The sequence below is a fragment of the Bacillus sp. B2-WWTP-C-10-Post-4 genome (assembly GCF_009183805.1).
GTDB classification, from domain to species: domain Bacteria; phylum Bacillota; class Bacilli; order Bacillales; family Bacillaceae_G; genus Bacillus_A; species Bacillus_A cereus.
In genome coordinates this window covers 1-9,702 of sequence record NZ_WEII01000135.1, presented here as the reverse complement: position 1 = coordinate 9,702, position 9,702 = coordinate 1, and the positions used below count along the sequence as shown (strand labels likewise).

Genomic DNA, 9,702 nt, shown 5'->3' with positions numbered 1-9,702 from the left:
CATTTGTTCCGATTAGATGAGGCTGGCTTATTTTTAGATACGATGCTGCATATTGGGACTTTACTTGCGGTTTTTATTTATTACAAAAAAGAATTTATATATTTAATTAAAAACCCATTTTCAAAGCTCATGTTATTACTTATCGTTGGGACAATACCCGCAGTTGTAATTGGTTTATTGTTTAAAGATTTCTTTGAAGATATTTCAAAAACAGGAATCACGATCGGTTGGGAGTTTTTAGTGACCGGATTCTTTCTCTACATGGCAGATAAACAAAAGAATGGTCGTAAAAAAATGGAGGACATAACATATAAAGACGCATTAATTATCGGTTCATTTCAAGCTGCTGCTATTTTTCCAGCCATTTCCCGTTCTGGAATGACAATTGTCGCTGCATTATGGAGAAAATTAGACCGTGAAACTGCTGCTTACTTTTCTTTTTTACTATCGACACCAGCCATCGTTGGAGCTATCGTTTTGCAATTTGTAGACGTTTTTCAAGGGAAAGCAGAATCTATTTCTAGTACATCTTTAATTGTCGGAACGTTATCAGCAGCCTTTTTTGGATACATAGCCGTTTCATGGATGATTCAATATTTAAAACGTCACTCCTTAAAATTATTCGCGTATTACGTATGGGGATTAGGTATTTTAATTTTAATGTTGCAATTTACTGATGTATTTTAAGTATAATGGTAAAGAAGTTAATTAGTTTAAGATCCTGTTTCATTCATACAAGGCAGGATCTCTTTTTATTAAGGGGGAAAATATGTTTAATAAGGCTATCGTTATTGGTGGAAGTATGGCAGGAAAGTTTGCAGCAAAAGCATTATCAACTTCTTTTAAAGAAGTAATCATTATAGAAGCTGGTGAAAGATGGGATGGAAAGTCTTCGAGAAAAAGAGTTCCACAAAGTAATCATCCTCACGTGTTATTAAAAGGTGGGGAAAACGCAATTGAAGAATTGTTTCCTAATATTACGAAAGAATTAATAGAAGCGGGTAGTATTATAAACAACTTTACGCGTGATTTGAAATGGCATCAATTCGGTCTATGGAAACAACCGTTCATAGGGGAAGTACATATGATTCAACAAAGTCGTCCTTTGCTAGAATGGCATATTCAAAAACGAATACATCAAATTTCAAATATTACTATTAAATATGAAACATTGGTTAAAGGGTTATTGGTAGATGCAAAGCTTAACAAGGTGTGTGGAGTAAAAGTTAAATATTTAGAGGCAAACACACAAGAAGAAGTTCATGCGGATCTTGTAGTTGATGCGAGTGGATTTGGCTCAAAAAGTATAGAGTGGCTACGAGAATACGAAATTAAAGTACAAGAAGAGAAAGTTCGTATTGATTTATTTTACGCAACGAAAATGTTCAAACTTAAAGAAAATGAGGAGTTAGACTGTTGTAATATGCTAATGTCTCCTAGTTTCCCTGATAACCCTTATGGCGTTCTTATTCAAACGATAGAAGATAATCGTTATTTTGTTACTTTTAGTGGATACGCAAATGAGAAAGCACCACAAACAGATGATGAGTTTTATGATTTTGCTGAAAATCTATCAATTTCTAATGTTACAGACTTCTTAAATAAGGCTGAGGGAATTACTGATATAAAGACATACAAAATCCCTTATCAAGTACGCCGGCGATTTGATTTAGTGAATAATGTACCAGAAGGATTATTAGTTGTTGGAGATGCGCAATGTCGTTTTGATCCCGTTTTCGGCCAAGGCGTATCAGTTGCTGCTATGGAGGCTCACCAATTGCAATTACTTTTGCAAGATAGAAAACAACTTGATAAAACATTTACACAACAATTTTATAAAAAGGCAGCTACTATAATAGAAACCCCTTGGGATATGACAACAACAGAAATATCACGTCACCCGCAACTAAAGAGAGAATTAACTACAAAACAAAAATTTCAACTATGGTATACGAAGCAAATATATCGACTATCCGCAAGTAATTCTGATGTTTATATTCGGTTAGTACGAGTGATGAATTTAATTCGTAGTCCATTTCATCTCTTTCATCCGAAAGTGCTACTATCTGTATTACTTAATCGAAAGAAATAGCAGGAATATAATTGATTAAAAAAGAATGTATAACAGTTAGTAAATCAAGAAGGAGAATACGGAATGGAAATATACATAGAGCAACTAAAGAAACAAGATGCTAAGGATTTATTTACGTTTGAACTTACAAATAAATCTTTTTTTGAAACAATGGTACCAAATCGTGGCTCGAAATATTTTGAATTTGAATATTTCCAAAAACTACTAGACGATTTATTAATAGAACAGGCAGATGGAGATTCTTATTTTTATTTAATTCGTAATGAAGAAAAAGAAATTGTAGGGCGAATCAATTTAGTAGATATAGATACGGAAACTCGAATTAGTTCGCTCGGGTATCGTGTCGGAGAAAAATTTACTAAAAAAGGAGTTGCAACAGCAGCCGTAAAATTAATTTTAGATGTAGCGAAAAATAATGAAATTACTGAAGTTTATGCTAAAACAACGACTAATAATCTCGCATCACAAATTGTACTAGAAAAAAGCGGATTTTCTTCTTATCAAAACGAATCAGATATAACATCTGTAGAATTAAATGGAGAACATGTGAAGTTTGTACACTATATTTGGAGGAATACTTCACACTTATAATAAGGAGGACTTATTCATGAATGATTTACGTTATCCAATTGGCCAATTTACATACAAACGTCCTATAACTGAAGAAATGATTGATACATGGATTCAAGAAATTGAAGATTTACCTAATGAACTAACAAGGGCAATTAAAGATTTAGATCAGAAGCAGTTAGATACACCATATCGCGTTGGAGGTTGGACTGTACGTCAAGTAGTTCATCACGTCGTTGATAGCCATATGAATAGCTACATACGTTTTAAATTAGCACTGACAGAAAAGAATCCAACTATTAAGCCATATAAAGAAGAGAAGTGGGCAGAGTTACCCGATTCAAAATTACCGGTAGATGTTTCACTAGTAATGCTAGATTCATTACATAAAAGATGGGTTAATCTTTTATATTCTCTAGAAATTGAAGATTTAGAAAAGACATTTAACCATCCTGAAACTGGTGAAACAAAACTTGCTGTTGCAATAGGACTATATGCATGGCATGGTCGTCACCATACCGCTCATATTACTTCTTTAAGAAAGCGTCTAAATTGGTAACATGGAGATTATATTAGAAAAAGTGACAGAAACTGATGCAGAAGTTATATTTCAAATGCAAATAGACTCATTTAGCTCTTTATTACATAAATATAAAGACTATGAAACAAATCCAGCAAATGAAACTATTGAAAAAACTATTTTTAGAATAAATAATCCCAGCAGTAATTTTTATAAGGTGATAATAGATTCGAAACTTGTTGGAGCGATATGTATATCCGCAAAAGAACTACCTTATAAATTTTGGATTAGTCCAATGTTTATTCATCCAATCTATCAAGGGAAAGGAATTGCTCAGAAGGTACTTATTTTAATTGAAGAAATGTTTCCAGAAGCACGAAGTTTTGAACTTGCTACGATTTTAGAAGAAGAAAGAAATTGTTTTCTATACGAGAAAATGGGGTATAAAAGAACAGAAGTAATAAAGAAATTAAATGATAAAACTACACTTGTTTATTACAAAAAAGAAAGGTAAAGCATTTAAAATACGCTTTACCTTTTTATGTTATTTTAGATTAAATATACAAAAATAATGTATGTTCTTCCAAAATACTCGGGTTAGTAATTTTGAAAATGAATAAAGATACAAAAACCACTACTTTGTCGTAAAGGTTACTAGCGCTTTTTGAATGCTTAAAATACTATCGTCACCTTTAAATTCTTTCGTAATTGGTTCCTCCATACTAGACACCCAAATTTTAAGTTCTGCATCTAAATCAAAATGCCCAGCCGTTTCGATGCTATATTGTGTAATACTTTTATAAGGAATAGAATGGTATTCTGTTTTTTTGCCAGTTACTCCTTGTTTATCTACTAATATAAGACGACGATTTGTAAATACGATTAGATCACGAATTAATTTATAAGCATGCTCTACTTTTTCATCGTCTAGCATAATCTTCTCTAAATCACGTTCTACACTTTCAGAACTCGTATTTGATGCATTTCCTAAAATACCGCTAAATAAACCCATATTAAATTCCTCCTTTAATATATGTGGAATGAATTACTTATATTGTAACATGTTACTCACAAAGATATTATCACATTACTTTAGTAGTTTCTGGTTATTGTTGTGATTAGTTTATATAACCTCACCTTAAAATCTTATGCTAATATGAAATTAAGAAAAAAGAAGCAGAGGGATATAGAATGAAGAATGTCGGTTTAGTATTAGAGGGCGGAGGAATGAAAGGTTTATATACTGCAGGTGTACTCGAATATTTCATGGAAAAGAACTTATTCTTTCCATATGTAGTCGGCGTATCAGCTGGAGCCTGTATGGGAGCAACCTATTTGTCGCGTCAACAAGGGAGAAATAAGAAGGTAAATACAGAGCTAGTATCAGATTACAGGTATATATCTTATCGAAATTTAATTCGAAAACGTGAATTATTTGGAATGGACTTTTTATTTGATGAAGTACCTAATAAAATTGTTCCATTTGATTTTCAAACTTTCTTAAACTGTAATGAACAATTTGTTATAGGGACGACTGATTGCGAATCAGGACAAGCTGTTTATTATAATAAAACAGAACATGGAAATGATATTTTAAAAATCATCCGTGCATCCAGCTCTGTGCCGTTTATAGCACCAGCTGTAGAATATGATAATCGAAAATTACTAGATGGAGGAATTATAGATCCTATACCAGTTTTAAAAGCTCAAACTGATGGTTATGAAAAGAACGTTGTAATTATGACAAAGCCAGAAGGATACGAGAAGCAGCGAAATAAATTTTCTGGTCTAGCTAAAATTCTATATAGAAAATATCCGAAAATCGCAGAAAATTTAGTAGACCATTATCGTTTTTATAATGAGACGATATCTTATATGAATCGAGAAGAACAAAAAGATAATTTTTATGTAATTCAACCAAGTGTACAGCTTCCTATAAGCGGAATAGAAAGAAATAAGGAAAAGCTCGTTAATCTATATAATCTTGGGTATATCGATGCTCAATATCATTATGAAAACTTATTAAATTGGATAGAGAAATAAAGGAGGAGAAAGTTGAAGTTAGGAAAACAAATTATTTTTAAGGAATTGCAGAAAATGCATATTCCACTTCATAAACCGTTTCCTTATCGTGCTACAGCAAAATTGCAGCGAGACTTAAAAAGTAAATTTACCGAAGATGACTGTATAAACGCTGATTTTAATCATTATTGGATGCATACAGCAGCTACTTTAAATTCTGTACTAAATGGAAACGAACAGAACATTACGTTTCAACAAATAAAGTGGTTAAGAAAATCGTTTTTCGAGTGGTTTCCGCAATATCGTTTTCTAGAAACAGAAATTGTGAATTATCCCATTTTGTATAGAGATTTCATAAGTTATGAGAAGACCAGAAAGCTATTACTTTATTACCTTACTGAATAAAAGCGAAAACGTACAGGTTACATTACTTGTACGTTTTTTTGTTCATAAAACATTCAATATTAACAACTAGTTTATATAGGAATTCTAATGAGAAGAAAGAAGTACATATAATAGAATGATGCAGGGGAGGAGAGAGGAATAGCTGTTTTACTTTAAGTTATTGTCCAACTCGAATACAGTTAGTTATTTATGTTAAAATATTTCGAGTGAAATCAAGCTTTTAAGGATTTCATTAAACATTAAACAAAACAAGTTAGCAACGTAGAAGGGATAACATTAACATGAAAAACGTATCAAATATAGATAAAGTAGAATCAATAAAATCTTTACAGTCAACAATTAGTAAACTTGAAAATGCCTTATCACAGATGACTCACAAAGGATCAAATACTACTTTAGTGAAAAAAAGACTCAAAGCAGCTAGTATCGGCTTAGCTATGTTAGAAAGTGTTTGGAAGCAAGAAACTCATCATTATACTCAGGAAGATTTAGCAGAAGCTCGTAATGTTCTGATTGGTTTGCTTCCATCAATTGAAAAGATTTACGTTAAGTCGAAGCTTGGGAGTCCTCAAAGAACGCTTTTAGAAAGAAGAATAAAATCGTTGGAACTTTCTATTCAAGCAATAGATACTTATTCTAGTAAATAACTCATTTAAAGAGTCTTATTACAAAAGTGTAGCAAGGCTCTTATATTATTCTATCAAAATTAAATATCCTTACTGCCACATTGCAGCAAGGGCAAAACATCTTGATCTACCTCATAATTATTCTTAAACTTCACATCTTCAAGAACATTTCATTGTCTTTAATAAAAATCCATGCATTAAGTAATCTTCAATCGCAAAAACACTCAATTATTTAATTTACGAAAATGGAATACCGCCATGTATTGCTGTAGATCATGTTAATCAGCTAGAAGAACTAACTTTTGAAAACGATATTCCTTGGATTGAAAATCAAATTTAATCAATAGATTCTAATGCGACTCATCTCTATTCTTACATAGCAGTAGGAGAACTTGAAAACAGACCTCTTTTAACGGCTAATAGACGTCTGTATAAAGCTTTAAAAGAAAAGAAATACCACATTACTTATGAAGAGTTTCAAGGCGATCATGATAGCGTGTGGTGGCGAGAAAAGCTATTCGAATGATTAAGGGCATTGGAATTTACAAAAACGACACTAAAAATAAAAAGGAGAGAAAAGCTATGAATCAAGAAGAACTAGATAAAAAACTAAAAAAGCAAGAGATTTTAGTAAAAGATGAAAAAGTTTGGTCCTATACGTATGAGGATCATATTAGTTCTATCGTTAAAGAGGCAGAAAAGAAAGGGTCATTTAATAATTTACCTGGTAAAGGTAAACCTCTTAATCTCGATAAAGATCTTTCTTACAATCCTGAAAAGCAACTTTATAGAACTTTAGCAAATAATCATGTTTTGCCTAGGTGGATTGAGCTTTCAAAAGAAATTGACGATTTAAAAGAAAGACTAAAAGAAAATACAAATACTACAGAAGCAGCGGAATTAATTCGAACTATTAATAAAAAGGTTTTAGAGCATAATTTACTTTGTCCGCCAAGCGCGCAAAAAATGAGGGTGAAAATGGATTTTTAACGATTTCCAATTAAGCTATCGCTTACTATATAATTAAGTTAGGCATTTTCAATTCATTACTAAAGGGAGGCAAATGTAGTGAAGAATACGTATCAACTTCAAATTCCGAAAGAACTAGAACAGTATCGTAGTATTTTAGAAGAAAGTGTGAAACCGTATATTAAAGTGTCTGGAACGCAAGCAGAGACAACGCTTTTTGAAAGTAAATTTGGTGGATATCCGTATTTACCTATAGATCAAGAGCATCCTAAAGACTCAAACGGACAACCTATGATGCTACTTGCGCAGTTAAACCTTAAAGAAATACCTAACATTGAACATATGCCTCAACATGGAATGTTACAGTTTTTCATAAGTGCTGAAGAAGATCTTTTTGGAGCAGATTTTGATCATCCCACAAGCCAAAAAGACTTTCGGATTGTTTATCATTCTACAATCACAGCGGATTTAACTAAGGTGATTACTGATTTTAGTTATTTAAACACTTTAGATTTAGAGAATTTTATCATACCCGAAGCAGCAAAACTAAAGTTTGAGTTGGCATATCAGCCAGTAACACCAAGAGATTATCGATTTGAAATGATTTTTAGTGATAAAATTGATTGGGAAGAAATTGTTGATGAAGAAAATAATACAGAATTAGGCGAACTGTATGATGATTTATGTAAAGATCAAGGACATAAAATTGGTGGTTATCCATTTTTCACACAGACAGATCCGAGAGAATGGGAAGAAAAATACCAACAACATGATATATTATTACTGCAAATCGATACAGACGATTCATTAAATATTATGTGGGGCGATTCTGGGGTTGCTAATTTCTTTATACGTAAGGAAGAGCTGTTAAATCTAGATTTTTCCAATGTCATTTACAATTGGGATTGTTACTAGAGGATATAAATAAAATAATAGCAAACAAAAAATCTTCCTGAAGGTGAGGAGGATTTTTTTATGTTAAAAATAAGCGTTATGTTAACTAGAATAAAAAACAATGAGTGTAATGAAAGTCAAGCCTAAATAACAGAAATAACAACAAATAATGTAAAGTTGTAAAACATGTGCAAATAGCAATAAATTCATTAAGTAAAACATAAAATAAAATTACTAATTTATATTTTGTATAGAAATAATTTTTCTGTATAAAAATTTCTTACCAATCAAAAATGTTTTTAATTCGTTAAATCTTAAGTGATTATTGATTAAGATTTGCTGTGATGAATTTATAACAAATAAAAACGATAAAAACTGAAGAAATTTGTTTAGATAAGATTTCATGTGAATCTCACTAAAAATCTCTGTTTCGTCTCATTAAGTATAGTTTACTTGGGTTTTGATACCTGGTATTGCTTTGTTTCTATAACTGCCTATAATATATATTATGTTAACTGTAAAAAAGTAATAAACTTACTAAGTTTTAGTTGCGTTTATTATGATCCCCTTTTCCACCGAATTAGTAATGTGTGATTGGTTATGTATTTATTCGCTTTATTAGCTATTGATAATAATATTTTCGGATATAAATTAGATTTTAAATAATAAAAATACAATTCGTTTAATCTGTTCATTTTAAACGAATTGTATTATGATGACGAATATTTTTTTATAACTAGTTTGCTACAGCGATTGCTTCGATTTCAATTAATAAGTTATCGTTAATTAACTTTCTAACTTCTACAGCTGAACTTGCTGGTGGATTATTAGTGTCAATGTATTGATCTCGAATATTTCTCACAATGGCCATTTGAGAAATATCTGTTAAGAAAAATGTTAATTTGACTACATCATTAAATTTTAATTCCGAAGTTTCCAATGCACTTTTAATATTTTCGAATACTTGTCGCGTTTGTGTAGCTAAATCGTCAATTCCAACTATTTGACCGTCAGTGTTAATCGCTACTTGTCCAGATATGTAAATTGTTCGTTTAGCGTTTGTAACTTCGACTACATGCGAGTATCCAAAAGTTGGTGGCATCGTTTCTGGATTGATAAATTTCTTTTGCAAGGCTCTTCTCCCCTTTAAACATTTCATTTTCTTAATGTTAGGTTTTGATTTCAGATTATCCTCTATTTACTAATAATTATTTATCGATTTAGCTGCTACATTTGTAAAAGTGTATTAGCACTTTAATTTAAAGTTATTAATGGATTATGTACGTTTGATTTTTTTGTGCTTGTTATAATTACACCTTGTTTTATTAATTCTTCAGTTACTTTTGTATAGAAAAAGTGATACCACCAGATAAAAAACTCTTCATAAGTAATTTCTTTTGAGTATCTGCTGCTGGCAAAGTATTCTTTTAAAGATTTATCGTTTTCATTAAACAATAAGACTAAATCTTTACTGATCCAAGATGAAGCATTACAAGTAAATATTGAAGTTTCGTTCCTTTTATTTTTATAGATGGCGAATTATCTCCAGAGAAAATCATTTTAGCTTCATAAGCTGTATGTAATATATTCTCCGGAATATTATT

The 9,702-nt window shown here is 31.2% G+C and carries 11 protein-coding genes and 2 pseudogenes; 10 read left to right on the top strand and 3 right to left on the bottom strand.

Features of this window, described 5'->3' with window-relative positions; translation table 11 throughout:
* The 5 genes from GBN78_RS26585 to GBN78_RS26565 form a co-directional block, all read left to right on the top strand.
* Positions 1-687, top strand: a 687-nt coding sequence (locus tag GBN78_RS26585; protein ID WP_152127885.1) for an undecaprenyl-diphosphate phosphatase, incomplete at its 5' end; no start/stop codon positions are given.
* 82 nt (positions 688-769) lie between these two features.
* Complete coding sequence (locus GBN78_RS26580; protein WP_152127884.1) at positions 770-2,092, top strand: FAD-dependent oxidoreductase; 1,323 nt, start codon at positions 770-772, stop codon at positions 2,090-2,092.
* 63 nt (positions 2,093-2,155) lie between these two features.
* Positions 2,156-2,683: a GNAT family N-acetyltransferase gene (locus GBN78_RS26575; protein ID WP_000409244.1), complete on the top strand. Its 528-nt coding sequence runs from the start codon at positions 2,156-2,158 to the stop codon at positions 2,681-2,683.
* Between the two features lie 16 nt (positions 2,684-2,699).
* Positions 2,700-3,221 (top strand): YfiT family bacillithiol transferase, encoded by a 522-nt coding sequence (locus GBN78_RS26570; RefSeq protein WP_000999082.1) that lies wholly within the window; start codon positions 2,700-2,702, stop codon positions 3,219-3,221.
* Between the two features lies 1 nt (position 3,222).
* The gene (locus GBN78_RS26565; protein WP_002005126.1) at positions 3,223-3,696 is read left to right on the top strand and encodes a GNAT family N-acetyltransferase; all 474 of its coding nucleotides are present in this window, start codon (positions 3,223-3,225) and stop codon (positions 3,694-3,696) included.
* Between the two features lie 120 nt (positions 3,697-3,816).
* Here GBN78_RS26565 and GBN78_RS26560 read toward each other — a convergent pair whose 3' ends face one another.
* Complete coding sequence (locus tag GBN78_RS26560; protein ID WP_000522476.1) at positions 3,817-4,194, bottom strand: PH domain-containing protein; 378 nt, start codon at positions 4,192-4,194, stop codon at positions 3,817-3,819.
* A 179-nt stretch (positions 4,195-4,373) separates the two neighbouring features.
* Between GBN78_RS26560 and GBN78_RS26555 the strand changes: the two genes are divergently transcribed.
* The 5 genes and pseudogenes from GBN78_RS26555 (at position 4,374) to GBN78_RS26530 (ending at position 8,119) form a co-directional block, all read left to right on the top strand.
* Complete coding sequence (locus GBN78_RS26555) at positions 4,374-5,225, top strand: patatin-like phospholipase family protein (protein ID WP_000799975.1); 852 nt, start codon at positions 4,374-4,376, stop codon at positions 5,223-5,225.
* A 12-nt stretch (positions 5,226-5,237) separates the two neighbouring features.
* Positions 5,238-5,609 (top strand): YxiJ-like family protein, encoded by a 372-nt coding sequence (locus GBN78_RS26550; RefSeq protein ID WP_000765913.1) that lies wholly within the window; start codon positions 5,238-5,240, stop codon positions 5,607-5,609.
* Positions 5,610-5,890: 281 nt separating this feature from the next.
* A complete protein-coding gene (locus GBN78_RS26545; RefSeq protein ID WP_000800298.1) occupies positions 5,891-6,256 on the top strand; it encodes a hypothetical protein in 366 nt (121 codons plus the stop codon).
* Between the two features lie 88 nt (positions 6,257-6,344).
* A pseudogene (locus GBN78_RS30765) lies at positions 6,345-7,225 on the top strand (DnaJ family domain-containing protein); the annotation flags it as partial.
* Between the two features lie 78 nt (positions 7,226-7,303).
* A complete protein-coding gene (locus tag GBN78_RS26530) occupies positions 7,304-8,119 on the top strand; it encodes a YwqG family protein (RefSeq protein WP_152127882.1) in 816 nt (271 codons plus the stop codon).
* Between the two features lie 715 nt (positions 8,120-8,834).
* Here the strand turns inward: GBN78_RS26530 and GBN78_RS26525 are convergent.
* Both GBN78_RS26525 and GBN78_RS31280 read right to left on the bottom strand, forming a co-directional pair.
* A complete protein-coding gene (locus tag GBN78_RS26525; protein ID WP_001169714.1) occupies positions 8,835-9,230 on the bottom strand; it encodes a RidA family protein in 396 nt (131 codons plus the stop codon).
* Between the two features lie 136 nt (positions 9,231-9,366).
* Positions 9,367-9,574 (bottom strand): annotated as a pseudogene (locus GBN78_RS31280) (hypothetical protein); the annotation flags it as partial.
* Positions 9,575-9,702 lie beyond the last annotated feature (128 nt).

Coding starts and splice junctions, on each gene's coding strand:
- GBN78_RS26580 (WP_152127884.1), top strand. CDS start 770: ATGTTTAATAAGGCTATCGTTATTGGTGGAAGTATGGCAGGAAAGTTT.
- GBN78_RS26575 (WP_000409244.1), top strand. CDS start 2,156: ATGGAAATATACATAGAGCAACTAAAGAAACAAGATGCTAAGGATTTA.
- GBN78_RS26570 (WP_000999082.1), top strand. CDS start 2,700: ATGAATGATTTACGTTATCCAATTGGCCAATTTACATACAAACGTCCT.
- GBN78_RS26565 (WP_002005126.1), top strand. CDS start 3,223: ATGGAGATTATATTAGAAAAAGTGACAGAAACTGATGCAGAAGTTATA.
- GBN78_RS26560 (WP_000522476.1), bottom strand. CDS start 4,194: ATGGGTTTATTTAGCGGTATTTTAGGAAATGCATCAAATACGAGTTCT.
- GBN78_RS26555 (WP_000799975.1), top strand. CDS start 4,374: ATGAAGAATGTCGGTTTAGTATTAGAGGGCGGAGGAATGAAAGGTTTA.
- GBN78_RS26545 (WP_000800298.1), top strand. CDS start 5,891: ATGAAAAACGTATCAAATATAGATAAAGTAGAATCAATAAAATCTTTA.